General features: G+C 59.1%; 23 protein-coding genes. 22 read left to right on the top strand and 1 reads right to left on the bottom strand.

Going from position 1 to position 24,107, the window contains the following annotated elements:
• Window positions 1–92 precede the first annotated feature (92 nt).
• The 12 genes from rnmV (at window position 93) to ACFQZG_RS25360 (ending at window position 9,327) form a co-directional block, all read left to right on the top strand.
• A complete protein-coding gene (gene rnmV / locus ACFQZG_RS25415) occupies window positions 93–644 on the top strand; it encodes a ribonuclease M5 (RefSeq protein ID WP_378157555.1) in 552 nt (183 codons plus the stop codon).
• Between the two features lie 144 nt (window positions 645–788).
• On the top strand, window positions 789–1,652 hold the full coding sequence (gene rsmA / locus ACFQZG_RS25410; protein ID WP_378157575.1) for a 16S rRNA (adenine(1518)-N(6)/adenine(1519)-N(6))-dimethyltransferase RsmA: 864 nt from the start codon (window positions 789–791) through the stop codon (window positions 1,650–1,652).
• An 83-nt stretch (window positions 1,653–1,735) separates the two neighbouring features.
• Complete coding sequence (gene yabG, locus ACFQZG_RS25405; RefSeq protein WP_378157554.1) at window positions 1,736–2,614, top strand: sporulation peptidase YabG; 879 nt, start codon at window positions 1,736–1,738, stop codon at window positions 2,612–2,614.
• Between the two features lie 149 nt (window positions 2,615–2,763).
• On the top strand, window positions 2,764–3,039 hold the full coding sequence (veg, locus tag ACFQZG_RS25400; protein WP_027086723.1) for a biofilm formation stimulator Veg: 276 nt from the start codon (window positions 2,764–2,766) through the stop codon (window positions 3,037–3,039).
• Between the two features lie 124 nt (window positions 3,040–3,163).
• Window positions 3,164–3,349: a small, acid-soluble spore protein, alpha/beta type gene (locus ACFQZG_RS25395; protein WP_378157553.1), complete on the top strand. Its 186-nt coding sequence runs from the start codon at window positions 3,164–3,166 to the stop codon at window positions 3,347–3,349.
• A 155-nt stretch (window positions 3,350–3,504) separates the two neighbouring features.
• Window positions 3,505–4,362, top strand: a complete 858-nt coding sequence (gene ispE, locus ACFQZG_RS25390; RefSeq protein ID WP_378157552.1) for a 4-(cytidine 5'-diphospho)-2-C-methyl-D-erythritol kinase — start codon at window positions 3,505–3,507, stop codon at window positions 4,360–4,362.
• A 101-nt stretch (window positions 4,363–4,463) separates the two neighbouring features.
• Window positions 4,464–5,288, top strand: a complete 825-nt coding sequence (gene purR, locus ACFQZG_RS25385; RefSeq protein ID WP_378157551.1) for a pur operon repressor — start codon at window positions 4,464–4,466, stop codon at window positions 5,286–5,288.
• Between the two features lie 27 nt (window positions 5,289–5,315).
• A complete protein-coding gene (locus ACFQZG_RS25380) occupies window positions 5,316–5,714 on the top strand; it encodes a RidA family protein (protein WP_378157550.1) in 399 nt (132 codons plus the stop codon).
• A 109-nt stretch (window positions 5,715–5,823) separates the two neighbouring features.
• Entirely contained in the window at window positions 5,824–6,108 is a 285-nt protein-coding gene (gene spoVG, locus ACFQZG_RS25375) for a septation regulator SpoVG (RefSeq protein WP_035119511.1), read from the top strand.
• A gap of 106 nt (window positions 6,109–6,214) precedes the next feature.
• Window positions 6,215–7,612, top strand: coding sequence for a bifunctional UDP-N-acetylglucosamine diphosphorylase/glucosamine-1-phosphate N-acetyltransferase GlmU (glmU, locus tag ACFQZG_RS25370; protein ID WP_378157549.1), 1,398 nt, complete (start codon window positions 6,215–6,217; stop codon window positions 7,610–7,612).
• A 55-nt stretch (window positions 7,613–7,667) separates the two neighbouring features.
• Window positions 7,668–8,624 (top strand): ribose-phosphate diphosphokinase, encoded by a 957-nt coding sequence (locus ACFQZG_RS25365; RefSeq protein WP_378157548.1) that lies wholly within the window; start codon window positions 7,668–7,670, stop codon window positions 8,622–8,624.
• Window positions 8,625–8,676: 52 nt separating this feature from the next.
• Window positions 8,677–9,327: a 50S ribosomal protein L25 gene (locus ACFQZG_RS25360; protein WP_378157547.1), complete on the top strand. Its 651-nt coding sequence runs from the start codon at window positions 8,677–8,679 to the stop codon at window positions 9,325–9,327.
• Window positions 9,328–9,404: 77 nt separating this feature from the next.
• Here ACFQZG_RS25360 and ACFQZG_RS25355 read toward each other — a convergent pair whose 3' ends face one another.
• Complete coding sequence (locus tag ACFQZG_RS25355; protein WP_378111987.1) at window positions 9,405–9,599, bottom strand: hypothetical protein; 195 nt, start codon at window positions 9,597–9,599, stop codon at window positions 9,405–9,407.
• Between the two features lie 149 nt (window positions 9,600–9,748).
• Here ACFQZG_RS25355 and pth point away from each other — a divergent pair, with 149 nt between their 5' ends.
• The 10 genes from pth (at window position 9,749) to ACFQZG_RS25305 (ending at window position 23,652) form a co-directional block, all read left to right on the top strand.
• The gene (gene pth, locus ACFQZG_RS25350) at window positions 9,749–10,333 is read left to right on the top strand and encodes an aminoacyl-tRNA hydrolase (protein ID WP_378157546.1); all 585 of its coding nucleotides are present in this window, start codon (window positions 9,749–9,751) and stop codon (window positions 10,331–10,333) included.
• Between the two features lie 73 nt (window positions 10,334–10,406).
• Window positions 10,407–10,637 (top strand): anti-sigma-F factor Fin, encoded by a 231-nt coding sequence (locus ACFQZG_RS25345; protein ID WP_378157545.1) that lies wholly within the window; start codon window positions 10,407–10,409, stop codon window positions 10,635–10,637.
• 210 nt (window positions 10,638–10,847) lie between these two features.
• Window positions 10,848–14,369 carry a transcription-repair coupling factor gene (gene mfd / locus ACFQZG_RS25340; RefSeq protein ID WP_378157544.1) on the top strand — a complete coding sequence of 1,174 codons (3,522 nt, stop codon included), beginning with the start codon at window positions 10,848–10,850 and terminating at the stop codon, window positions 14,367–14,369.
• A complete protein-coding gene (locus ACFQZG_RS25335) occupies window positions 14,356–15,477 on the top strand; it encodes a peptidylprolyl isomerase (protein WP_378157543.1) in 1,122 nt (373 codons plus the stop codon). Before mfd ends, ACFQZG_RS25335 begins: the two co-directional genes overlap by 14 nt.
• Window positions 15,478–15,582: 105 nt before the next feature.
• On the top strand, window positions 15,583–17,388 hold the full coding sequence (locus ACFQZG_RS25330; RefSeq protein WP_378157542.1) for a cache domain-containing sensor histidine kinase: 1,806 nt from the start codon (window positions 15,583–15,585) through the stop codon (window positions 17,386–17,388).
• The gene (locus ACFQZG_RS25325; RefSeq protein ID WP_378157541.1) at window positions 17,363–18,130 is read left to right on the top strand and encodes a response regulator transcription factor; all 768 of its coding nucleotides are present in this window, start codon (window positions 17,363–17,365) and stop codon (window positions 18,128–18,130) included. The genes ACFQZG_RS25330 and ACFQZG_RS25325 overlap by 26 nt, the downstream gene beginning before the upstream one ends.
• A 92-nt stretch (window positions 18,131–18,222) precedes the next feature.
• Window positions 18,223–19,551 (top strand): ABC transporter substrate-binding protein, encoded by a 1,329-nt coding sequence (locus ACFQZG_RS25320; protein ID WP_378157540.1) that lies wholly within the window; start codon window positions 18,223–18,225, stop codon window positions 19,549–19,551.
• A 98-nt stretch (window positions 19,552–19,649) separates the two neighbouring features.
• Window positions 19,650–20,534, top strand: coding sequence for a carbohydrate ABC transporter permease (locus tag ACFQZG_RS25315; protein ID WP_378157539.1), 885 nt, complete (start codon window positions 19,650–19,652; stop codon window positions 20,532–20,534).
• Window positions 20,535–20,549: 15 nt separating this feature from the next.
• Window positions 20,550–21,371, top strand: coding sequence for a carbohydrate ABC transporter permease (locus tag ACFQZG_RS25310; RefSeq protein WP_378157538.1), 822 nt, complete (start codon window positions 20,550–20,552; stop codon window positions 21,369–21,371).
• 31 nt (window positions 21,372–21,402) lie between these two features.
• Window positions 21,403–23,652 (top strand): FAD-dependent oxidoreductase, encoded by a 2,250-nt coding sequence (locus tag ACFQZG_RS25305; RefSeq protein WP_378157537.1) that lies wholly within the window; start codon window positions 21,403–21,405, stop codon window positions 23,650–23,652.
• Window positions 23,653–24,107: the final 455 nt, after the last annotated feature.

Genomic DNA, 24,107 nt, shown 5'->3' with positions numbered 1-24,107 from the left:
TTGGCGCTTCTTCCCGATTTGTGTTATACGATACATAAGGGCGGCGGTGCGATGCCGCCGGGACGAGAACGGCAAAGGCGGAATGGCGAAGCATGTTTCAAGAGATCATTGTCGTAGAGGGCAAGGACGATACGACGGCGGTAAGACGGGCGATCGGCGCCGATACGATCGAGACGGGCGGTTCGGCGATCGGCGAAGACGTGCTAAGGCGCATCGAGCTGGCGTACGAGCGCAGGGGCGTCATCATCCTCACCGATCCGGACGCCCCGGGGGAACGCATACGCAAGATCGTCGCCGAGCGCGTTCCCGGGTGCAAGCACGCGTTCCTGACGAAGGACGAGGCGAGAAGCGCCCGAGGACTTGGCGTGGAGCACGCGACCGACGAGGCGATCCGCAGGGCGATCGAGCGCGTGCGCGGCCCTGAGAGCGCCTCTGGCGCCTCGGAGGAGATCGAGTGGAGCGACCTGCTGGATGCGGGGTTGATCGTTCACGCGTCTTCCGCGCGCCGTAGGGAGCGTATGGGCGAGCTGCTCGGCATCGGCTATGCCAACGGCAAACAATTTCACAAAAGATGTCTCATGTTCCGCATCACGCGCGAGGAATTCGCCGGCGCGTTGGAACAGCTGGAGCGGGAAGGGCTGTAGAACCCATTGAACAAACCGAACAATTCGAAGCCGCCGTACAAACCGTACAATAAGGCGGCGGGCAAAACGGCGAAGCCGAACGCGGGCGGCGGAACGCCGAAAGGCAGTTCCGGCGCAAGCGGGTCCGCCGTCCAGGCGAACGATATCGCGACTTCTTCGCGAACGAAGGAAATTATCCGCAAGCATCGTTTCACCTTCAAGAAGAGCCTCGGCCAGAACTTCCTCATCGATCTGTCCGTGCTCGACCGAATCATCGACGCCGCCGGTCTCGACAAGACGCGCGGCGCGCTGGAGGTCGGACCGGGCATCGGCTCGCTCACTGAGAGGCTGGCGCAAGCGGCCGGCAAGGTAACCGCTGTCGAGCTCGACCAGAGGCTGATTCCGATCCTCGGCGACGTGCTGTCGCCTTACCCGCACGTCAGCGTCGTGCACGGCGATATTCTGAAGACGGACCTGAAGAAGCTCTGGGAAGACCGGTTCGCCGATTGCGCCGGGGTCAGCGTCGTGGCGAACTTGCCTTACTACGTGACGACGCCGATCATCATGAAGCTGTTGGAGGAGCGTCTGCCCCTCGAGAACATCGTCGTCATGGTGCAGAAGGAAGTGGCCGAGCGAATGGCCGCGAAGCCCGGAGGCAAGGAATACGGGAGCCTGAGCATCGCGGTCCAATACTATTGCGAGCCTGAGCTCGTATGCATCGTGCCGGGCAAGGCGTTCATTCCGCCGCCGAACGTCGATTCGGCGGTCATCAAGCTGCGCCGCCGCGCGGAGCCCGCGGTGAACGTGAAGGACGAGGACAAGTTCTTCCGCGTCGTCCAGACCGCGTTCACGCAGCGGCGCAAGACGCTGTCCAACAACTTGTCGGCGCTCTCCGGCAAGGAACGCAAGGGCGAGCTGGGCGAGCTGCTGCTCGCTTGCGGCGTGCAGCCCGAGCGGCGCGCGGAGACGTTGTCGCTGGCGGAGTTCGCGAGCGTTACGGAGGCGCTGGACGCCCGCGGCATGCTCTAGGCATAACGGCAAGGAAACAGTCCGGTAGGGACGCGCACAGGAACTTCCCTGGCTCCATAGGATAGACGAAGAGGTGATAGCCCATGAAGCAGGGAGATCTGGTCGTCCGCAAATCCTATGGCGGGGATATGCTATTCCGGGTCGCGGCCTTCGCCGGACAGCAGGCCGTGCTTAGAGGGATGGATTATCGGCTGCTGGCGGACGCCCCGATGAACGATCTTCAGACGGTGCGGAATCCGGACGAGCTCGGCGGGACGCGCCAGGCGCGCATACACGCGGACGAATCGCTGCGCCGCATGAACGAGGCTCGCAACCGTCAGTCCGGGCTCTCGGGGTATCTTGCCCAGCTGGAGGACCGGCGCCAGGGTTATTTCGAGGTGCCCGGCAAGGTGCTGCACTTGGACGGCGACTTGAATTACTTGAATAAAAGCATGCAAGTGTACCGCCAACTGAGAGTGCCCGCGGAGGGCGTGCATTGCCACGAGTCGCAGATGCCCCAGGTGCTCATGCGGATGCTGCCGCAGTACCATCCCGATATCGTCGTCATTACCGGCCACGACGGCGTGCTGAAGCAGAAGCAGGACCTGCAGCAGCTCGGCAGCTACAAGAACTCGCTCAACTTCGTGCGGGCCGTCGGCGTCGCCAGAGATTACGAGCGCAGCCGCGATTCGCTGGTCGTCGTCGCGGGCGCGTGCCAGTCGCACTTCGAAGCGCTGCTCCAAGCCGGCGCCAACTTCGCGAGCTCGCCGGGCAGAATCATGATCCACGCGCTTGATCCGGTCTATATCGCCGTTCGTGCCGCGTTCACGCCGTTCCGGGATACGATTAATATCGCGGACGTTATCGCGCATACGATCAGCGGCCGGCAAGGCGTCGGGGGCATCGAGACGATGGGGCGATATCGGGTCGGCGTACCCAATTTGAAAGCCGCGAACCAAGAGACAAATGTGAACATTGTGTGACGAAAATTTAGCGCTTTTCAAAAAAACCCGCCAGCAGTAAGGAAAATGACCGTTGACAGCGATTCGGTAGCGTTGATATAATATTCAGCTCATTTGACACCTCCCCTGTTTTTAGATATAATTTACAGGGAAAGAGGTGGTAGTGGATCATGGCTAAAAACGCGCTTCTAGAGATCAAACGAAGCCTGGAACCTCACGTCGGTTCGAAGATCATGCTCCGCGCCAACGGTGGACGCCGTAAGACCATCGAACGCACGGGCGTGCTGGAAGAAATCTACCCATCGGTTTTCATCGTCAAGCTCGATCAGGAACAACATGCATTCAAGCGGGTTTCTTACAGCTATGCCGATATCCTGACCGAGTCCGTTGAAGTGATGCTGTGCAATGACGAAGGTCAAGTACGCATCAACTATTTATCGCATTGACTAAGGTTCATTGCACGGGCGGCACCGCGCGCTAGCTAAGCGCAGGGGCTGCCCGTTTTGCATGCGGGGCCCCCCGCGGGGGCAAGCTAAGAGGGAACGTCCAGCATGCGAAGGAGGAAGCGTGATGAGCCGAAGAAGAGGCGTCATGTCGGAGCAATTCAAGGCGGAGATCGCCAAGGACCTTGGCATATACGATACCGTGCAACGCGAAGGCTGGGGCGGCATAAGCACGAAAGATGCCGGCAACATGGTGAAGCGGGCGATCCAGATCGCCGAGCAGGCGGCGGCCAATTCGTCGCGTCAGCCGTAAATTCAGTCGAGGCCGAACCTGCTCTCCGGAGGGGTTCGGCTATTTATTTGCCCGCCCGAAATCGACGCTCGCGGCGTCCCGGCGACGTAAAATCGCATTTGGTGTTCGGCTTTGTTATAATATGTAAAGTTGACGACAAGCAAGCGAGGATAACGATGACGAAAATATACGAAAAGGCGCCCGCCAAAATCAATTTGCTGCTGGACGTGCTGCGCAAGCGCGGCGACGGCTTCCACGAAGTCGAGATGATCATGACGATGGTCGATCTGGCCGACCGGCTCGAGATGGAGGAGCTGCCGCGGGATCAGATCGTTCTGTCGAGCCAAGCGGGATTCATTCCCCTGGACGAGAAGAACTTGGCGTTCCAAGCCGCCAGGCTGATTAAGGAGCGCTACGGAGTCAAGCAAGGCGTCTACATACACTTGGACAAGCAGATCCCGGTCGCGGCCGGACTGGCGGGCGGAAGCAGCGACGCAGCGGCGACGCTGCGCGGTCTGAACCGCCTGTGGAACCTATCGCTCAGCGGAGCGGAGCTCGAGAGCCTGGGCGCGGAGCTCGGCTCCGACGTGCCGTTCTGCGTTCGCGGAGGCACGGCGCTCGCCACGGGACGAGGCGAGAAGCTTCAGCAAATCCCTTCTCCGCCACAGTGCTGGGTCATTCTGGCCAAGCCCCCGATCAACGTGTCGACCGCGGACGTGTACGGCAAGCTGCGAGCGAACGAGCTGAAGTCGCATCCTTCCGTGCCGCGCATGCTGGCCGCCCTCGAGAACCAATCGTTCCAAGACATGTGCGGCGAGCTCGGCAACGTACTGGAGACGGTGACGCTCGACCGCTATCCCGAAGTGAAGCAGATCAAGGATCTGATGGAGCGGCTGGGCGCGGACGGCGTATTGATGTCCGGGAGCGGGCCGACGGTGTTCGGTCTCGTATCCAAGGAAATGAAAGTGGCAAGAATCTATAATGGCCTGAGAGGCTTCTGCAAGGAAGTATACGTGGTAAGAATGCTAACATAGGCGGAGGAGATGCCGCTATATCGCGGGATTTCCTTGCTGAAAACCGTATAAAAGTGATATGATACAGGTATATTATTCGGGTTTAGACGGGGGAGAGGGCAGTGAAAAAATTGAAACGCAGCGCAAGACTCGTGGAGATGACACAATATTTATCGGCCCGTCCTCATACGTTAATTTCCCTGACAGCTTTCGCCGAGCGCTATCAGTCCGCGAAGTCTTCCATTAGCGAAGACTTGGCGATCATTAAAGAAGTATTCGAAGACGAGGGCATCGGTGAATTGAATACGCTTGCGGGTGCCGCGGGCGGGGTTCGGTTCGTGCCGAAGGTCCGCAAGGACCTGGCGCTCGAGAAGATGGGTTCGATCTGCCGAGAACTCGAGCAGCCCGATCGCCTGCTTCCGGGCGGCTACTTGTATATGACCGATCTGCTCGGACAGCCGGGAATGATGCAAGAGGTCGGACGCATGTTCGCCTCGGCGTTCGCGGACCGTCATATCGACGTCATCATGACCGTGGAGACGAAGGGCATTCCGCTCGCGCACGCGACGGCGCAGTACTTGAACTTGCCGGTCGTCATCGTGCGCAGGGACCACAAGGTGACGGAAGGCTCGGCGGTCAGCATCAACTACGTCTCCGGCTCGACGAAGCGCATCCAGACGATGTCGCTCGCCAGACGGGCGCTGAAGGAAGAGTCGCGCGTGCTCATCATCGACGACTTCATGAAGGCCGGCGGGACGATTCAAGGCATGGTCGACTTGCTGCACGAATTCCGGGCGGTCGTCGCCGGAGTCGGCGTGTTCGTGGAATCCGGAGAGGTGGACACGGACGAGCGGCTGCTTCACGACTACGTGTCTCTCGCGCGGCTTACCGAAGTCGATCTGAAGACGCGTCATATTACGGTTCAACCGGGCAATTTTTTTCAATAAAACAGACCTATTCGGAGGGTTAATCCTATGAGTCTTAGAATCGTATCGACTACCGACGCCCCGGCGGCGATCGGACCTTACGCGCAAGCCGTGCGCGCGGGCGATCTGCTGTTCACCTCCGGGCAAATTCCGCTGACGCCGGCAGGGCAGCTCGTGGAAGGCGGCATCGAAGAGCAGACGCACCAGGTTCTTACGAACCTGAAGGCCGTGTTGGCCGCAGAGGGCGCAACGTTCTCCGACGTCGTGAAAGCGACGGTCTTCCTGAAGGACATGAACCAGTTCGCGGCGTTCAATTCGATCTACGCTTCGTACTTCGGCGACCACACGCCAGCCCGCTCCACAGTAGAAGTGGCGCGGCTTCCGAGGGATGTTTTTGTCGAAATAGAATTGATCGCGGCGATCCATGTCGAAACTGTCAGGAATTAAAAATTTATTTCAATTTTAGCAGCCGTTTTTCCATATTTAAGAAGGAATCCGTGCGATTTTGTGGAATATTACACCAAGTCTTCTGAGAGACAAAGGTGGTGAACACAAAGTGCAAATTACAGATGTGAGACTCCGCCGCGTCAATTCGGAGGGGCGCATGAAAGCCATTGCTTCGATTACCATCGATAACGAATTCGTGGTTCACGATATTCGGGTCATTGACGGCAACAATGGCATGTTCGTGGCCATGCCGAGCAAACGGACTCCGGACGGAGAGTTTCGTGACATCGCGCACCCGATTTCATCCGGAACGCGCGAGAAGATTCAAGCGGCCGTGTTGGCAGAGTACGAGCGCGCCGCGCAAGACGAGGAAGTAATGGTCGAAGGGGCATAATGATGAATACGTCGAGGAGGGAGCCTATTCGGCTCTCTTTTCATTTATTTCAGAATAAGCTATGATGCTGATGTAATTGAAGCTGCGGAAGAGGGGCGTTACCCGAATGAAGAGAATGGCGATCGTGCTTGCGGCAGGGCAGGGCAAGCGCATGAAATCGAAACTATACAAAGTATTGCATCCCGTATGCGGCAAACCGATGGTGAGCCACGTGCTCGACGCGGTGAAGGAAGCTTCTTGCTCGCGTACGGTCATTATCGTCGGACACGGCGCGGAGGCGGTCCAGGCGACGCTTGGCGATTCGGTCGAATACGCGTTCCAAGCGGAGCAGCTCGGCACGGGCCATGCGGTCTTGCAGGCGAAGCCGTTGCTCGCGGACGAAGAAGGGGTTACCGTCGTCATTTGCGGCGATACGCCGCTCGTGCGCACGGAAACCGTCGAAGCGATGATCGCGCAGCACTTGGCGCAAGGCGCTGCGGCGACGGTACTGACGGCCGTGTTCGACGATCCGACCGGCTATGGAAGAGTCGTGCGGGGCGCGGACGGCGACGTGCTTCGCATCGTGGAGCATAAGGATTGCGACGCGGGCGAGGCGGCCGTGCGAGAGATCAATACGGGCACCTATTGCTTCGACAACCGCAAGCTGTTCGCGGCGCTCGACCAAGTGACCAATAACAACGCGCAAGGCGAATTCTACCTAACCGACGTCATCGGCATTCTGCAGAGGCAGGGGGAGAGGGTCGGCGCCAGCATCGCGGGCGACGTGGCCGAAGCGATCGGCGTCAACGACCGCGTCGCGCTTGGCGAAGCGGAACGCCTCATGCGACTGCGCATCAATAAGAAGCACCAATTGAACGGCGTAACGCTCATCGATGCCGGCAATACGTACATCGGCGCGGACGTAACGATCGGCTCCGACACGGTCGTCTATCCGGGCACGACGCTGCGCGGAACCACGCGGATCGGTTCCGATTGCGTCATCGGTCCGAACGCGGAGTTGACCGATACGATCGTCGGCAGCGGCTCGACGATCCGGTATTCGATCGCGGAGAAGGCTGAGCTGGACACCGACTGCAACGTCGGGCCGTTCGCGTACTTGAGACCGGGCACGAAGCTCGGCCGGCACGTGAAGGTCGGCGACTTCGTCGAGCTGAAGAACGCGGTCATCGGCGAGCATAGCAAAGTGCCTCATCTTAGCTACGTGGGAGACGCGATCGTCGGTTCCAACGTAAATATAGGGTGCGGGGCGATTACCGCCAACTACGACGGGTATAATAAATCTGTAACCGAAATCGGGGACGACGTCTTCATCGGCAGCAACGCGAACTTGATCGCTCCGGTGAAGATCGGCAGCGGCGCGTACGTGGTCGCGGGTTCGACGATTACGCAGAACGTCGCGGACAACGACGTGGCGATCGCTCGCGAGCGCCAAGTCAACAAGCCGGGCTACGCGCTTAAGCTTCGCGCGCGCGCGAAGTCGAAGAAGGAACGGGATTCGGAATAAGCAGAATAAGCAGTACAATAAGAAGTCGAAACGAATAGCAAAGGCGGTTGTCAAAATGGCGTACCATGATGCCACATTGAAACTGTTCTCCTGCAGCTCCAATCGCAAGCTGGCGGAATCGATCGCCAGCTATATTGGCGTGGAGCTCGGACGCGCGGACATGAGCCGGTTCAGCGACGGGGAGACGCACATCCGCCTCGACGACAGCGTCAGGGGCGCGGACGTGTACGTCATCCAGTCGACCTCGGCGCCCGTCAACGATCATCTGATCGAGCTGCTCGTCATGGTCGACGCGCTGAAGCGCGCTTCCGCCAAGACCATCAACGTCGTCATGCCTTATTACGGCTATGCGCGGCAAGACCGCAAAGCCCGTTCGCGGGATCCGATCACGGCGAAGCTCGTCGCGAACCTGATCGAGACGGCGGGAGCGCACCGCGTCATCGCCATGGATTTGCACGCGATGCAGATCCAGGGCTTCTTCGACATTCCGGTAGATCATCTGCTCGGCGTGCCGATCTTGGGCGACTACTTCAAGAGCAAGTCGCTGCCGGCTCCGGTCGTCGTCTCGCCGGACCACGGCGGCGTCGTGAGGGCTCGTCGGCTCGCGGACGAATTGCAGGCGCCGCTGGCGATCATCGACAAGCGCCGTCCGGAGCCGGGCGTCGTGGAAGTGATGAACATTATCGGCGACGTGTCCGGACGGACCGCCATTCTGATCGACGACATCATCGATACGGCGGGCACGATCGCGCTCGCCGCGCACGCGCTGAAGCAAGCGGGCGCCATCGAGCTGTACGCTTGCTGCACGCATCCGGTGCTGTCCGGCGCCGCGATGGATCGTCTGGAATCTTCGCCTCTCACGGAGATCGTCGTCACGGACACGATTCCGCTGCGACAGCCGTGCACGACGGAGAAGATCAAAGTACTGTCTGTCGCTCCGCTCATCGGGGAAGCGATCGTCCGCATTCACGAACAGCAGTCGATCAGCAAGCTGTTCGAGCCGCATGTTTAACGGAATGGGGCTACGGGTAACAATAGGATATCTCTAACGAGGAGGTACGCCTATGAACGCGAACGCGACGTTACAAGTAGAACGGCGGGATACCGGGAGCCGTTATGAATTACGCAAAATCCGCGAATCCGGCAAAGTGCCGGGTGTCATCTACGGTCAAGGACTAGGAGCCCCGGCGACGGTCTCGCTCGACGCGAAGCAGCTGGCTGCGATGCTCAGGTCGCATCCTCATGCCGTCATCGAAGTGGACGTGCCCGGAGAAGGGAAGCATCCGATCATGATGGCGGATCTCCAACGCGACCCGATCACGCAGCATGTCGTGCACGTCGATTTCCGGCGGGTCGATATGAACGCCAAGATCAACACGTCGGCAAGGCTGGACATCGTCGGCCAAGCGCCGGGTCAGAAGGAAGGCGGCATGCTGCAGTTGATCCTGCACGAGATCGATATCGAATGCTATCCGAAGGACATTCCGGACGGGATCGCGGTAGACGTAAGCGGGCTGGGACTCGGCGAGCATCTGTCGGTCGGGGACCTGAAGCTTCCGGAAGGCGTGGAGGCGAAGCAAGAACCGGACACGGTAGTCGTGGCCATTCTCGCGCCTCAGAAGGAACGTACGGAGGAAGAGCTGGACGAGCTTAACGACGCGGCGGAGCAGAACGCCAAGCACCGGGATGCGGCCGTCGCCGTCGAGAAAGAATAGTGGGTTGAAGCATGCGAAGGGGCCGCGCGAATACGCGGCCCCTCGTTCGTGTGACTGGAGCGTAGAAAATTTAATTTTTAATATCCCGGGCGAGATACGAAGGTAAATTGCTTGCGGCTGTAGAAAATATTGTTGACCTGTACGAACTCTTTGCCATACTGCTCGATGAAGCCGATATCGCTGTGAGATCTGCCGCAGTAAATCTGTACGGGTACTTCCGAACTCATATGATCCTGGAAGTGCCTGTCGTCATAGATCATCTGGCCGTTCATGTACACGTCAATTCACTCCTTTTTCCCCTTTGGTGTTTGTATTGTATAGGACACACGGGATAGGGCAATCGTTGCATGGAGCGAAAATTATTTTTATTTTTTTTGCCGAAAATACTTGGCGCATAGACTATCGGGAGTTGAAGCAAGCCATGAAATGGATCGTCGGACTGGGAAATCCCGGACCCGCATACGCGAATACGAGGCATAACGTCGGATTTATGGTCATCGACGAGCTCGCGAGAAGGCACGGCGCGGACGTGAACGGCAACAAGTGCAAGGCGCTTACGGGCGAAGCGCGCATCGAAGGCGCGAAGGTCGCGCTGCTGAAGCCGATGACGTACATGAATCTGTCGGGCGAGTCGGTCCGGGCGTTCATGGACTACTATAAGGTAAAGCTCGAAGACATGATCGTCGTGTACGACGATCTCGACACGGAAGTCGGGCGCATCCGACTAAGGTACCAAGGAAGCGCCGGCGGACATAACGGCATCAAGTCGATTATCCAGCATACCGGCACGCAGACGTTCAACCGGGTGAGGGTCGGCATCTCGAGGCCGAAGCCCGGCATCGTCATCTCGGATTACGTGCTGTCGAACTTCGCCAAGGCGGAGCAAGCGGAGCTTCGCCGCATGGTCGAGGATTCGTGCGACGCGATCGAGCACGCGCTGAAGCATCCGTTCGAGCAGACGATGGCGAAGTTCAACGCGGGCGGCGCAGGCGGCGCGCAAGCTTAAACCGGGCGAGGATGGGGCATACTGAGACGGAAGGCGGCGATTGCCGCATATCCCTGTTTCAGGAGGCATACATATGGCTGTAAACTACGTTTGCCGGCATTGTCAGATGCCGCTGGGACGGTTCGAGAGCGCCGACGTGCCGGAATATCGGCTCGGTTTCCAATTCTTGACCGCCGAAGAGCGAAAGCGTATAATTGCGTATAATTCGAACGGGGACGTGACCGTACGGGTCATATGCGATTATTGCAGCCAGACGTTGGATGCTCATCCCGAGCTGGCATTATTATCGAATCCGTTGCAATGATCGCAGCATCATCACGTTCCGACACCCTTAACGGGAGGCCTTGGCATAACGATCCGGGAATGTAATCGTTCGCGACATTCATTCCCTATCGTCTCCGACATAAACGTTTCCCGCCATCCCTAGTGGATGGCGGGAGCCGTTTATGCTTGTGCCGGGGCTTTTTCCTATGAGAACTACGGAGCGGATTGACCGGAAGGAAGGGGAAATGCCATGAAACCGCTCATTCAGTCTATGGTTACCGATCCCGATCTTATAAGCATACTAGGCGGGCTCAGGGGCGGCATGCGCGAGCAGCTGGTGGCGGGCTTATCCGGTTCGGCCCGGCAGGCGGCGATCGCCGCGATGTACCGGGAGCTGAATCGCCCGATGCTCGTCGTCACGCATAACATGTTCTCGGCGCAGAAGATGGCGGACGACCTGCAGGAATTTCTGTCCGCGGACGAGGTGCTCGTCTATCCGGCGAACGAATTGATCGCGGCGGAGACGGCGATCTCGAGTCCCGAGACGTCGGCGAGAAGACTCGAAGTATTGATCAAGCTTGCGGAAGGCTTCCGCGGGCTCGTTGTCGTGCCGTTCGCCGGCGTGCGCCGGTTCCAGCCGGACAGCAAGTCCATGGCGGAGGCGCGCATCGACATGCAGGTCGGACAGACGCTGCCGATGGAGCAATTCCTGCGGGCGATGATCGAGATGGGCTACGAGCGCGTCGACCGAGTCGAGCAGAAGGGCCATCTGAGCGTGCGCGGCGGCATCGTCGACTTCTTCCCGCTCGCGTCGGCGAGCGCGTATCGCGTCGAGTGGTTCGACGACGAGGTCGATTCGATCCGCACGTTCGATCCGACGGACCAGCGCTCTATCGACAAGCTGGAGAACTACACGGTACGTCCGTGCCGGGAGTGGATCGCCAGCGAGCGCCGGTTCAAGAACGCGGCGCAACACGCGCACGACTTGCTCGACAAGCAATTGGAGAAGATGAGCGATCGTCAGGCGAAGGAACGGCTATCCGCAGAAATTTCCCGGGAAATAGACCTTTTGCGACAAAGTGTGTATTTTTCCGAAATCTACAAATATATTTCTCTCCTCTATCCGGAACGCCAGACGCTGCTCGACTATATTCCGAAGGATACGATTCTGCTCATGGACGAGCCGAACCGTCTTGCCGAGACGGCGCGCCAGTTGGAGCGGGACGAGAGCGAATGGACGACGCACCTGCTCCAGCAAGGGAAGTCGCTGCCCGGCTTCGTGCTGGCCGTCGGCGCCGAGCAGGCGCTCTATCCGAAAGGGCTCCAAACGGTATACATGTCGCTGTTCGTCAGGCAAATTCCGCATACGCAGCCGCAAAATATCGTGAACTTCGTCTGTCGCTCGATGCAAAACTTTCATGGCCAGATGAACGTACTTAAAGCAGAGATGGAACGCTGGCGCAAGAGCGGCGCGCGCATCTTCATGCTGGCAGGAAGCTCCGAGCGGGCAGACCGGATGAGACGGGTGCTCGAAGACTATCAGATCGAAATGCCGGAGATCGTGCAAGGCAACTTGCAGAGCGGCTTCGAGCTGCCTTCCATTAAACTCGTCGTCATTACCGAAGGGGAGATGTTCACCCAGAAGCAGCGCAAGGCGAGGCGAGTCGACCGCCATCTGGACAACGCGGAGCGGATCAAGAGCTATACCGAGCTGAAGGTCGGCGATTACGTCGTCCACCAGAACCACGGCATCGGCAAGTACCTGGGCATCGGCACGCTCGAGGTCGGCGGCATTCACAAGGACTACCTGCATATCGTCTATGCCGGCGGCGACCGTCTGTCCGTGCCGGTCGAACAATTCGATCTCATTCAGAAATATATCGGCTCCGAAGAGAAGGAGCCGAAGGTCAGCAAGCTGGGCGGCGCGGAGTGGACCCGGGTCAAGACGAAGGTGCGCAGCTCGGTCCAGGACATCGCCGACGATCTGATCAAGCTGTATGCCGCGCGGCAATCGACGCAAGGGTTCGGCTTCGGCGAAGATACGCCCTATCAGCAGGAATTCGAAGCGATGTTCCCGTACGACGAGACGACGGACCAACTGCGGGCGATCGACGAGATCAAGAAGGATATGATGATCCCTCGCCCGATGGACCGGCTGCTCTGCGGAGACGTCGGCTACGGCAAGACGGAGGTCGCGATTCGCGCGGCGTTCAAGGCGGCGATCGAGGGCAAGCAGGTGGCGGTGCTCGTACCGACGACGATTCTGGCGCAGCAGCATTACGAGACGTTCCGCGAGCGATTCTCCGGCTATCCGTTCAACATCAAGGTGCTGAGCCGGTTTCGTTCACGCAAGGAGCAGACGGATACGATGAAGGGGCTCAAGGCCGGAACGGTCGACGTCGTCATCGGAACGCACCGCTTGCTCTCGCAGGACGTCATCTTCAAGGATCTCGGACTGCTCATCGTGGACGAGGAGCAGCGGTTCGGCGTGACGCATAAGGAGAAGCTGAAGAAGATCAAGACGAACGTGGACGTGCTGACGCTGACGGCGACGCCGATTCCGCGTACGCTCCATATGTCCATGCTCGGCGTACGGGATCTATCGGTTATCGAGACGCCGCCGGAGAACCGGTTCCCGGTTCAAACCTACGTCGTCGAATACAGTCCGACGCTCGTGCGGGAAGCGGTGGAACGGGAACTCGCCCGCGACGGGCAAGTCTATTATCTCTATAACCGGGTGCAAGGAATCTACCAGATGGCCGAGCAGATCAGCGCGCTCGTGCCGGACGCGCGAGTCGCGGTCGGCCACGGCCAGATGAGCGAGCAGGAGCTGGAGCGGACGATTCTCGACTTCCTCGACGGGGAGTACGACGTGCTCGTCAGCACGAGCATCATCGAGACGGGCGTCGACATCCCGAACGTGAACACGCTCATCGTCCACGACGCGGACAAGATGGGTCTATCCCAGCTGTATCAGCTGCGGGGGCGCGTCGGACGGTCGAACCGGATCGCGTACGCTTACTTCACGTACCAGCGGGACAAGGTGCTGACCGAAGTCGCGGAGAAGCGGCTGCAATCGATCAAGGAATTCACGGAGCTCGGCTCCGGCTTCAAGATCGCGATGCGCGACTTGTCGATCCGCGGCGCGGGCAATCTGCTCGGCGCGGAGCAGCACGGCTTCATCGCCTCCGTCGGCTTCGATCTGTATTCGCAGATGCTCGCCGAAGAGATTCAGAGCCGGAAGCTGGAGATGGGCGGCGCGGTATTGCCGCCGCAACCGGTCAATACGCAGCTCGACCTGGGCGTCGACGCTTACTTGCCGCCGGACTATATCTACGACAGCATTCAGAAGATCGAGATCTACAAGAAGGTCGCGACCGCGGCTTCGCTCGACGACGTGAGCGACCTGTTCGAGGAGCTGATCGACCGCTTCGGGGAACCGCCGAAGGCGGTGCTCAACCTGCTCGCCGTCGCCAGACTCAAGGTGCACGGCCGCCGTTACGGCATCGAATCGATCATCCGCCGCGGCGACGAAGCGACGCTGAAGTTCGAAGAACGGCGCCGGGACGATATCGATCTGGCGAAGCTGAAGGCCATGGAATCGAAGTTCCAAGGACGCTTGGTCAGCGCGATTAACGCGCAGCAGCTGCTTCTTCGGTTCAAGGTGCGCGGACTCGATGAGAACGCTTTATTAGCGCTTGTCGAACAATTTCTGGTACAATATAAAGAAGCGACAAAATCGAAGGGAGAATTGCAGGATGTTGCACCATAAGCGCATGCCGAACCGTCGGCTCGCCGCATTGATGCTGGCGGCGATCATGCCCGTCGCGCTATTGTCCGGCTGCGGGAAGAACAAGGACGGGGATTTTCCGGGATCGAGCAAGGGGGACGTTATCGCCACATATAAAGACGGCGGTAAGGTAACGAGCACGGAATACGACAAATACGCGGCTTTCCAGATGTTCGTAAGCCCGGAGAAATCGATGTACATGACGATCGAACAGCTGAAGGAAAACTTCGTGAAGCAATACGTCGTCTCCAAGGTGTTCGCGCAGCAAATCTCCGACGACGACAAGAAGACGGTCAAGGAGTCCGCGGAGCAATTCGAGACGCAGCTGAAGGACGGCTTGAAGGGCGAAGGCTCGGATCAGATCAAGTCGTACATGGACGAGCACGACTTGTCCGTAGCGGAAGCGGTCAAATTCTTCAAGCACGATTACTCGTTCCAGATGTACTACAACGCGAAGCTGACCGAGCTCAAGGGCAAAGTGACGGAAGACGAATTGAAGGCCCAATACGACAAGGATCCTTCCGACTTCAACGTCGTGACCGTTCGCCACATTCTCGTTCAGACCGTCGACCAATCGACGCAAGCTTCCGTCCGCACGGACGAGGAAGCGCTCAAGCGCGCGCAGGAAGTCAAGGCGAAGCTGGAAGCCGGCGGAGACTGGGACGCGCTCGCGAAGGAGTATTCCGACGACGGGGGTTCCAAGGATAAAGGCGGCTTGTACGAGAAGGCGACCGTCGGCGGTTACGTCGCGGAGTTCAAGGACGCCGCGAACAAGCAAGAGATCGGCAAGATCGGCGATCCGGTGCAGACGCAGTTCGGCTATCACGTCATGAAGGTTGAGAGCCGCGAGGCGACACCTTACGATAAGCTGACCGAGGAGAACAAGGATACGTTGAAGTCGACCATCGCTTCGACGAAAGTCAGCGACTTCTTGACCGCCGAGCAGGACAAGCTCGAGATCAAGGTGACGTTGCCTGAGCCGACGGCAAGCCCGTCCGCTTCTCCGAGCGCGTCGGGATCGCCGGATGCATCGCCAAGCGCATCCCCGAGCGCGTCTCCAAGCGCTTCTTCGTCCGCAGAGGCGAAGTAATTACGACGAATACGAGAGTGCCCCAGGCGCGCGAAGGAACTTCGGTTCCCTCGCGCGTTTTTTTGGCGTTGTGATAAGATGGGGGTAAGAATGGAGGATTGCATCATGCTCAAGCGCCTGTTCCGGACGCTCACGCCGGGTACGTTCAAGAACCGCATCCTGCTCGCGTTCGTGGTGTTCCTGCTGCTGCCGATCGCGATGCTCGTCGCCTATAACTTCAGCGAGACAGAGCGGATGCTGCAGGCCGATGCCTCCGCCAAGAACATCGAGCAGCTTGAGGGGATCAAGACCGATCTCGTCGACTTAATGAGCCTCGTCATGAAGACGGGCATGCTGCTCGAACAGGATTCAACGCTCCGATCGGCGATGATCAATCCCGACCAATATAATCAACTGACGCGCAAGCGGCTCGTCGAGAACAAGTTCGCCGGCATCGAGAACAGCTTCTTCCTGACGGGCGCGACGGTCTACTATACGCTGATCGACTTGAACGGCAACGTCTATACGTCGTTCACGCCCCAGAACGCGCTCGTCTACGACGAGATCACGGCCGAGCCTTGGGTTCAAGAGCTGCGGCGCGAGGGCGGCGAGCGGTACGCGTGGAACCCGCAAGACGACAACGATGTCACTCGCGAGTGGACGACGAGCCGCAAGATGCTTAGCTTGTACCAACTGCTTCGGGACGAAGGGCTGAAGCCTTACGGCTACGGCCGGTTCAGCATCGATTACGAGCAATGGTTCGACCGAACGACCGCGGGTCTGACGGGTGAGGCCGCGTATTTCCTGCTCGACGCGGCGGGGAACGCGATGCTGAGCTCGGCGGCAGGCGAGACGCTGTCCGCTTCCGCGCTGAAGGGCATCGCGCAGTCTCGGGCCCAAGCGGACGCATCGTCGGTCGTCGACGGCGACACGCTCTATTCGTTCAGCCGCATCCAGGGCCTCGACGGCTATCTCGTGAAGAAAATGCCGCTATCCGCGCTGTTCCATGACGTCGACCGGCAGAAGCAGCGGTTCTACATCGGCTATGGGGCGATTCTGCTGCTATTCGTGCTGCTCACGTACCTCATCTCGGCGACGATCACGGTGCCGCTGAAGCTGTTCCAGAAGAAGATGGAGCGTTCCGTGAAGTCTAATCTGAAGGTGAAGCTGCCGGAGGAAGGACGGGGCGAGATTCTGGCGCTCACCCAGAGCTTCAACGCGATGATCGACGACATCAACGCCTTGCTCGAACGGCTTCAGCTGGAGGAGAGGCAGAAGCAGTACGTGCGGTTCCAGGTTCTGCTCTCCCAGATGAACCCGCACTTCCTGCTCAATACGCTGAATACGATCAAGAGCATCGCTCTCGACAAGGACGATGACGATATCTACGAAATCTGCGTCGCGCTCGGCAAAATTCTGGAGACGACGCTGAACACCGAAGTCGACCTTATTCTGCTGAAGGACGAGCTGGTGCTTATCGAATCGTATATGGATATCCAACGCCGGCGCTTCGGGCACGGTATAGCGCTCGAGTACGACGTCGACGAAGAATTGCGGTACGCGCTTATTCCGAAGTTCTGCCTGCAGCCGCTCGTCGAGAACTCTCTTCTTCACGGCTTCGGCCAGACCGGGGCGGAAGGCATCATCCGGATCCGCGTCTGGGAGCAGAATCGGACGCTGTACTTGGAAGTCGCGGACAACGGCGTCGGCATCGATCGGGCGAAGGAACGGAAGGTCGTCCGCAAGCGCAAAAGCATCGGGGTGCAAAATATACGGGAGACGTTGGAGCTGATGTTCAAAAATCAGAGCACGGGACTGCGAATCCAATCGACCGACGAAGGCACGCAAGTGCAGCTGCACATGCCGATGCTGCTGTCCAAGCCGTATGCGAAGGAGGGGAACGGGAATGTGGAGAATGCTGATCGTGGATGACGAGGGGCCGGCGCGCGCGAGCATGCGCAAGCTGTTCGGCAAGGCCGGCATTCCGTTCGAGATCGTCGGCGAAGCCGATAACGGGGAAGAAGGGCTCAAGCTCATTCGCGAGCTGCGTCCGGACGTCGTCGTCTCCGACATCGACATGCCCGTCATGGACGGCGTCAAGCTGTTGCAGTCGGCGCGCGCGGAAGGCTTCGAATGCCGCTTCGTCATGCTCACGGCGATCAGCGAGTTCGAGTACGCCCGCCAGGCCGTCGAGCATGGCGCCTCGGGCTACTTGCTGAAGCTGTCGTTGGATCTTCAGGGCATTAAGCAGGCCATGGATAAAGTCGCGATCGAGCTCGAGAAGCAGGCGAAGCTGCGCAAGGCCGACAAGTGGTTCCCCGACAAGGCGAAGGACGAGCCGACGGATCATCCCGAGATGAACCGAATCATCGCGCATATCGAAGCGAACTACGCGGAAGAAGTGACTCTGAAGTCGTTGTCCGAGCTTATTCGAATGGACGCTAGTTATGTGAGCGACCTGTTCAAGAAGAAGACCGGCTCCACGTTAACCCACTTTATCCAGAACCGGCGCATTCAAGCCGCCCGCATGCTGCTCGAGGAGACCGACCTGACGGTCAGCGACATCGGCCGCAAGGTCGGCTTCGAGAACGACAATTACTTCATCAAGATCTTCAAGCGTTGGTGCGACGTCACGCCGAGCGAATACCGCAAACAACCAAAATCCGTTCTATGAATGTCCAAACGCCGTTCATCCCCCGATTCGCCGCCCGGTGATAAAGTTAAAGACGTAAAGAACAACAACAACCTTCCGAGGGGGAAGACGAAATGAAAAAAACGAAGTGGTTTACGGGCGCTATGAGCCTCGTGCTGGCATCGTCCTTGCTCGCTGCTTGCGGAGACAACGGCAATAACGGCAACAACGCCGGCGCGTCGCCGAGCGGCAGCGCAAGTGCATCGCAACCGAGCGGAGAGAAAGTGAAGCTGACGCTGTGGGGCGCGGTACCGGCGGAAGCGGGACCGCAAGCGGTCGTCGATAACTGGAATAAAGATAATCCCGACGTTCAAGTCGAGTACGTGCGTTACGTCAACGACGACGCCGGCAACCTGAAGCTGGACACGGCGCTCATGACCGGCCAAGACGCGGACTTGTACATCAACTACACGCTGACCCGCCTGCAGAAGCGCGTCGATGCCGGCACGGCGGTCGACCTGAGCGCGAAGCCGGATTATAACGTCGAAGAGAAGATGGGCTCCGACGCGGCGCAATGGAAGATCAACGACAAGTACTACGGCATCCCGACGAAGAAGAACATGGGCTTCATCTGGCTCAACAAGCAAATGCTCGACGACGCCGGCTTGCCGATCCCGCCGCTGGACTGGACGTGGGCGGACCTGCAAGACTACGCGAAGAAGCTGACCAAAGACGGCGTATACGGCCTGTTGCAGCACGACGCGATGTTCACTGCGACGATCGACGGCACGATCGCGGGTCTTGGCGTCACGAAGGCGGACGGTACGTCGAACTTCGACAACCCTCTCTGGAAAGAGCAGTTCGAGACGTTGCACGAGATGATGTTCGTCGACAAGTCGACGCCTGAATACGGCGAGCAGCTGACCAGCAAGATGCCGGTCGACACGATGTTCCTGAAGGGCGAGAGCGCGATGCTGAGCGCGGGCGAGTTTATTTTCCGCAACGCGAACAACCTGAAGGACTTCCCGCACGACTTCCAGATCGCGTTCGCGACGATTCCGAAGGTCAACAAGGAACAGACGAACTACAAGTATTCCGGCGGTCTCGGCGACGTGTTGTCCGTCAACGCGAAGTCCAAGCACCAAGAAGCGGCATGGAAGTTCGCGAAGTGGTACTCCGACGGCGGCATGCTGCCGATGGCGAGCGGCGGACGCATTCCTTCCTCGAAGAGCGTAGACAACGCCGAAGCGATGAAGCTGCTGCTGAAGGGCGTCGAAGACAAGTACGATACGGATTCGATGAACAAAGTCGTCTTCGGCCAATTCGAATCGTTCCAGCTTAGCGTGCCTCAACAAGCGCTCGACGCGCGCAAGGAAGAGTATGAGAAATATCTCCTGAACAAGCAGGATATCGATACGACGCTCAAGAACATGGCGAAGCGCCACCAGGATTACATTAAGTAAGCCACCCATAGGCACGACACGACAAAGAGAAGAAGGTACATCGCTTCCTTCTTCTCTTTGTCGCATCCAGAAAGCTGTATACGAAAGGCGGCGATACCGTGAAACGGAGAAGCTGGATTCAGAAGCAAGGGTGGATCGGATACGCGTTCATCATGCCGAACATGCTCGGCATCCTCGCGTTCTTCATCTTGCCGGCGCTGTTCTCGTTCGGACTGATGTTCACCGACTATCAATTCGCCAATCCGAACTGGCATTACACGGGACTCGACAACCTGAAGCGGATGTTCGAGGACGATAACTTCTACGCGGCGATCAAGCATACCGCGATCTTCTTGCTCTCCGTTCCGGTATCGCTCGTGCTGGCGTTCCTCGTCGCGATGGTGCTGAACCGGAGCGTCTACCTGAAGGGCCTCTTGCGAGGGATGTTCTTCCTGCCGTACATCTCGAGCGGCGTCGCCGTCGCGTTCGTCTGGATGCTGCTGTTCCAGCCGTCGCACGGGCCGATCAACGAGGTGCTTCGCTGGATCGGCATCGCGTCGCCTCCGGGCTGGTTCGCCGATTCGGACACGGCGATGTACGCGATCGACATCGTGCAGATCTGGTTCATGCTCGGCTACAACATGATCATCTACTTGGCGGCGCTGCAGGAAGTGTCGACCGAGCAGCTCGAAGCGGCGAAGATCGACGGCGCCGGCACGCGGACGATCACGTGGAAGATCGTATGGCCGCTCGTCAGCCCGACGACGTTCCTCCTGCTCATTACCGGCCTGATCATGACGATCAAGTCGTTCTCGCTCATCCAGGCGATCACGCAGGGCGGTCCGAGCGGAAGCACGACGATTCTGTCGCTGTTCGTCTACAAGACGGCGTTCAGCTATTACGAGATGGGCTATGCGTCCGCGATCTCGTGGTTCTTGTTCGCGGTCATCCTGGTCATTACCGTTATCCAATGGGTCGGCCAGAAGCGCTGGGTTCATTACTAGGAAGGAGGGAATCTCATGATTGAAACCGGAAAAAGGGTGAAAGCGCCCGTCACCGTCGTCATGCTTATCGCGGGCCTGTTCATGATCCTTCCTTTCCTATGGATGATCAGCACGTCGTTCCAGACGCCGAGCGAAGTGTTCTCGAAGTGGCTGCCGTCGAAGCTCGATTGGAGCAACCATAAGCGGATTTGGACGGGCGATTACAGCTTCGTGCCGTATTACCTCAACTCGATCAAAGTAGCGGTCATCTCGACCGTCGGAGCGGTATTCCTGTCCGCACTGGCGGCGTACGGGTTCGCGCGTACCGAATTCAAGGGCCGCGATACGTTGTTCATCGTGTACTTGTCGATGATGATGATTCCTCCTCAGGTTATTTTCGTGCCGAAGTTCATCATGTTCAATTGGCTTCATATCTACAATACGCACTGGGCGCTCATTCTTCCTGGCATGTTCTCGATCTTCGGAGTGTTCATGCTTCGGCAGTTCTTCATGAGCGTGCCGAAGGAAATTACGGAATCGGCGTTCCTCGACGGAGCGGGCCACTTCCGCATCTTCTTCCGTCTCATTCTGCCGCTGGCGAAGCCGGCTCTCGCGACGTTCGCGATCATCGACTTCTCCTGGCACTGGAACGACTACGAGAATGCGCTCGTGTTCCTGACGAGTCCGGATTTGTACACGATTCCGCTCGGCCTGCAGAACTTCATTCTCGAGAACAACGTCGACTACAACGGCATGATGGCGGCATCCGCCGCGGCGATCATCCCGATGATCGTCATCTTCCTCGTCGGCCAGCGATATATCATTCAAGGCATTTCCAGCTCCGCCGTCAAAGGCTGATCCGGAATCGTAATCCCAGGAGGTCATAGGCATGAGACAAGAAACGGTCAGAACGGACATTACCGTCGTCGGGGGAGGCTTGGCCGGCATCAGCGCCGCCATCGCCGCGGCCCGCATGGGGCTTACGGTGTCCCTCGTGCAGAACCGTCCGGTGCTCGGCGGCAACTCGAGCTCCGAGGTGCGCGTCTGGGTGTGCGGCGCGACGAGCCACGGCGTCAACCGGTTCGCTCGGGAGACTGGCATCATGGGCGAGCTGTTCGTGGAGAACCAGTTCCGCAACCCGGAAGGCAATCCGTACCTGTGGGACGTGACGCTGCTCGAGGCGGTGAAGGCGGAGCCGAACATCGGCTTGTACTTGAACACCGACGTGCGCGAAGTCGAGGCGGAAGGCGAGTTGGACGACAGGACGATCCGCAGCGTCACCGGCTGGATGATGGGCTCGGAGCGGCTCATCCGCTTCGAGAGCGAGATGTTCCTCGATTGCTCCGGCGACGGACTCGTCGGCTTCCTCGCGGGGGCGGCGTACCGGATCGGACGCGAAGCGCGCCATGAGTACGGCGAAGATTGGGCGCCGGAAGTCGCCGACGATATTACGCTCGGCAGCACGCTGCTGTTCTACACGAAGGACGTCGGCAAGCCGGTTCGGTTCGTCGCGCCGTCGTTCGCGAAGGACATCGAGCAGACGTCGATTCCGATCAAGCGCGTTATCCGCAGCGGCGACTCCGGCTGCCATTATTGGTGGATCGAGTGGGGCGGAGAGCTGGACACGGTGCACGAGAACGAGCGAATTCGCGACGAGCTGTGGTCGGTCATCTACGGAATTTGGAACTATATTAAAAACAGCGGCAAGTTCGAAGCGGATAACATGACGCTCGAGTGGGTCGGCTCCATTCCGGGCAAGCGCGAGTATCGCCGCTTCCTCGGCGACACGGTGCTGACGCAGAGCGACGTTATCTCGCAGCGGCCGTTCGACGATCGGATCGCCTTCGGAGGCTGGTCGATCGACCTTCACCCGCCGCAAGGAATGTACGCGCAGGAGAGCGGCTCGAAGCATCTGCATCCGGACGGCATCTACCATATTCCGTTCGGCTCGCTCTACTCGAAGAACGTCCGCAACCTGCTGTTCGCGGGCCGCAACGTTAGCGCGACGCACGTCGCGTTCGGCACGACGCGCGTCATGGCGACGTGCGCGGTCATGGGCGAGGCGGCCGGGTTCGGCGCGGCGCTGGCGCTGAAGAAGGGCATTACGCCTCGCGAGCTGCGGGAGAAGCATCTGGCGGAGCTGCAGCAGACGATGCTGAGGCACGATTCGTCGATCATCGGGCTGCGTAACGAGGATGCGGCGGATCTGGCGCGGGACGGGGCTGCGAGCGCTTCGAGCGTCATGGGAGAGATCCGGTTGGACCGGCCGGCGGATGCGTATGCGCTGGAGAAGGACGTAGGCTTGCTGTTCCCGGTAGCGGGCTCGCTTGGCGGGTTGAGGTTATTGGTGTCCGCGAGCGAGGCGACGACGCTTCGGGTCGAGCTGTGGGATACGGGCCGCGCGGAAAATTACGTGCCCGCGAACGAGCGTTATGCGGTCGATATTGCGGTGGCAGCCGGGGAGTCGCAATGGGTGGACGTGCCGGTCGCGGCGGATCTGTTCGGCGACGAGCCTTGCAACGCCTTCCTAATCGTTCGGGCGAACGATGCGGTCGGGTTGTTCAAGTCGGCGGTACCGATCACGGGCGTCATCGCGTTCGAACGAGGCACGAAGCCGCTCGTCAGCTCCAACCTCGAGGACCATCAGCCGGATCAGCCGGTCGTCGAATGGACCCAGCGCCGGCTCGTGCGTCAGCCGTTCTGCTTCGACGTCAAGACGGGCGCGTACGATGCGGCGAAAGCGATCGACGGTTATGCTCGCCCCTACGGCGGTCCGCATGCGTGGGTGTCCGAGCCGCTCGCGGCGGGCGGGGCCGAGTGGCTGGAAGTCCGCTTGACGGGCGGCGCGGCGGACGTGTCGGAAGTCCACCTGACGTTCAACGACGACGTCAACGAAGATCTGATCAACCTGCACCACCACGAGACGCCGTTCGCGGTCATTCCCGAGCTCGCCAAGCGCTACGACGTCGAAGCGCTCGCCTCTGGCGAGTGGAAGACGATCGCGAGCGTCGACGATAACCGCAAACGCAAGCGCGTCCATCGGTTGGCCGCGCCGATGCGCGCGGAGAGCATCCGCGTCGTCGTCCGCGAGACGAACGGCGGGGAGCGGGCGGAGATCGTGGAAGTAAGAGTGTACTAAGGTATATGCGGTAAGCGGACGCTCCTTCGATGCGAAGGGGCGTCTTTTCATGGGCAGAAGTGGAATGCACCCGTGTAACGTTATGTGGTAACGCTACAGCGCCGCGATTAGGGAATACGCCGATGCAACGTTATGTGGTAACGCTACAGCGCCGTGGATGGGGAGCGCGCCGGAATAACGTTATGTGATGGCGCTAAATCGCCGTGGATGGGGAGCGCGCCGGAATAACGTTATGTGATAGCGCTAAATCTCCGTGGATGGGGAGTGCGCCGGAATAACGTTATGTGATGGCGCTAAATCTCCGTGGATGGGGAGTGCGCCGGAATAACGTTATATGATGGCGCTAAATCGCCGCAGATGGGGATCGCGCCGACCGTGCAACACTCGCGAAGAACCCGACACAAACCCGCAGTTTTGTCATTAAATCGCATTATAATGTTAATAAAACTAACATA

The organism is Cohnella sp. GCM10027633 (genome assembly GCF_042675445.1).
In the GTDB taxonomy this organism is placed as follows: Bacteria; Bacillota; Bacilli; order Paenibacillales; family Paenibacillaceae; genus Cohnella.
Note: the sequence above shows the minus strand (reverse complement) of the source record. Positions and strands in the feature narration are given on the sequence as shown.

Excerpts from the sequence above, each read along its gene's own strand:
- ACFQZG_RS25380 (WP_378157550.1), top strand. The coding sequence starts at position 5,316 with ATGAGTCTTAGAATCGTATCGACTACCGACGCCCCGGCGGCGATCGGA.
- ACFQZG_RS25345 (WP_378157545.1), top strand. The coding sequence starts at position 10,407 with ATGGCTGTAAACTACGTTTGCCGGCATTGTCAGATGCCGCTGGGACGG.
- ACFQZG_RS25325 (WP_378157541.1), top strand. The coding sequence starts at position 17,363 with ATGTGGAGAATGCTGATCGTGGATGACGAGGGGCCGGCGCGCGCGAGC.
- ispE (WP_378157552.1), top strand. The coding sequence starts at position 3,505 with ATGACGAAAATATACGAAAAGGCGCCCGCCAAAATCAATTTGCTGCTG.
- ACFQZG_RS25360 (WP_378157547.1), top strand. The coding sequence starts at position 8,677 with ATGAACGCGAACGCGACGTTACAAGTAGAACGGCGGGATACCGGGAGC.
- ACFQZG_RS25335 (WP_378157543.1), top strand. The coding sequence starts at position 14,356 with ATGTTGCACCATAAGCGCATGCCGAACCGTCGGCTCGCCGCATTGATG.
- veg (WP_027086723.1), top strand. The coding sequence starts at position 2,764 with ATGGCTAAAAACGCGCTTCTAGAGATCAAACGAAGCCTGGAACCTCAC.
- ACFQZG_RS25355 (WP_378111987.1), bottom strand. The coding sequence starts at position 9,599 with ATGAACGGCCAGATGATCTATGACGACAGGCACTTCCAGGATCATATG.
- yabG (WP_378157554.1), top strand. The coding sequence starts at position 1,736 with ATGAAGCAGGGAGATCTGGTCGTCCGCAAATCCTATGGCGGGGATATG.
- rnmV (WP_378157555.1), top strand. The coding sequence starts at position 93 with ATGTTTCAAGAGATCATTGTCGTAGAGGGCAAGGACGATACGACGGCG.
- ACFQZG_RS25310 (WP_378157538.1), top strand. The coding sequence starts at position 20,550 with ATGATTGAAACCGGAAAAAGGGTGAAAGCGCCCGTCACCGTCGTCATG.
- mfd (WP_378157544.1), top strand. The coding sequence starts at position 10,848 with ATGAAACCGCTCATTCAGTCTATGGTTACCGATCCCGATCTTATAAGC.
- ACFQZG_RS25395 (WP_378157553.1), top strand. The coding sequence starts at position 3,164 with ATGAGCCGAAGAAGAGGCGTCATGTCGGAGCAATTCAAGGCGGAGATC.
- ACFQZG_RS25365 (WP_378157548.1), top strand. The coding sequence starts at position 7,668 with ATGGCGTACCATGATGCCACATTGAAACTGTTCTCCTGCAGCTCCAAT.
- glmU (WP_378157549.1), top strand. The coding sequence starts at position 6,215 with ATGAAGAGAATGGCGATCGTGCTTGCGGCAGGGCAGGGCAAGCGCATG.
- ACFQZG_RS25320 (WP_378157540.1), top strand. The coding sequence starts at position 18,223 with ATGAAAAAAACGAAGTGGTTTACGGGCGCTATGAGCCTCGTGCTGGCA.
- ACFQZG_RS25330 (WP_378157542.1), top strand. The coding sequence starts at position 15,583 with ATGCTCAAGCGCCTGTTCCGGACGCTCACGCCGGGTACGTTCAAGAAC.
- ACFQZG_RS25305 (WP_378157537.1), top strand. The coding sequence starts at position 21,403 with ATGAGACAAGAAACGGTCAGAACGGACATTACCGTCGTCGGGGGAGGC.
- pth (WP_378157546.1), top strand. The coding sequence starts at position 9,749 with ATGAAATGGATCGTCGGACTGGGAAATCCCGGACCCGCATACGCGAAT.